General features: G+C 53.4%; 1 protein-coding gene. It reads left to right on the forward strand.

The genetic code is table 11. From position 1 onward, the window contains the following. Positions 1 to 1,213 (forward strand): VCBS domain-containing protein (locus BZJ18_RS17015; RefSeq protein WP_198532271.1); only part of this gene is annotated, 1,213 nt, incomplete at both ends.

The following is a 1,213-nucleotide window of genomic DNA, read 5'->3' on the forward strand; positions in this document are numbered from 1 at the left end:
AGCCGGCACCTATGGCTCATTAGAGCTGGTGAACGGCAATTGGACTTACACCCTCGATCAATCTGCGGTGCAGAATTTGGATGCCGGCGATCAAGTGACGGATACCATTACCCTGACTGCCTCTGATGGTACTGAGCAAGCTATTGTTATCACTATTACTGGTAGCGAGGATGCCCCAGAAGTGACCGGTAGCTTTGTAGGTTCAGTCACCGAAGGTAATGTCGGTGATGCGGCCGTGACTGCCACGGGCACTATTGCGATCAGTGATATCGACGGCGACGATACTCCGACCTTTGCGGACACCACTGAAGCCGGCACCTATGGCTCATTAGAGCTGGTGAACGGCAACTGGACTTACACCCTTGATCAAGCCAGCGTGCAGAATTTAGACGCTGGCGATCAGGTTACCGACACCATTACCCTGACTGCGAGCGATAACACGCAACAAGATATTGTTATCACCATTACCGGTAGCGAGGATACGCCAGAAGTGACCGGTAACTTTGTAGGTTCAGTCACCGAAGGCAACGAAGGCGATGCTGCGGTCACTGCAAGTGGCACCATTGCGATCAGTGATATCGACGGTGACGATGCACCGACCTTTGCGGACACCACTGAGACTGGTGCTTATGGTTCGTTAGAGCTGGTCGGTGAGAACTGGACTTACACCCTCGATCAATCTGCGGTGCAGAATTTAGATGCCGGCGATCAGGTCACCGACACCATTACCCTCACCGCCTCTGATGGCACCGAGCAAGCTATTGTTATCACGATTACTGGTAGCGAGGATGCCCCAGAAGTGACCGGTAGCTTTGTCGGTTCTGTGACCGAAGGCAATGWRGGCGAYGCRCCTGTCACTGCCACAGGCACCATTGCGATCAGTGATGTGGATGTCGACGATGCACCCACCTTTGCGGATACCACTGAGACAGGCTCCTATGGCTCACTGGAACTAGTTGGTGAGAACTGGACCTACACCCTCGATCARTCTGCSGTGCAGAATTTRGATGCCGGYGATCAGGTCACCGATACCATTACTCTCACTGCCTCTGATGGTACTGAGCAAGATATTGTCATCTCTATTAACGGGACAGATGATGCCCCTGAGGTCACCGGTAACTTTACCGGCTCGGTCACCGAAGGCAATGAAGGCGATGCACCTGTCACTGCCACAGGCACCATTGCGATCAGTGATGTGGATGTCGACGATGCA

Origin of the sequence: Salinivibrio sp. IB872 (genome assembly GCF_001995345.1) — a bacterium.
In the GTDB taxonomy this organism is placed as follows: Bacteria; Pseudomonadota; Gammaproteobacteria; order Enterobacterales; family Vibrionaceae; genus Salinivibrio; species Salinivibrio proteolyticus.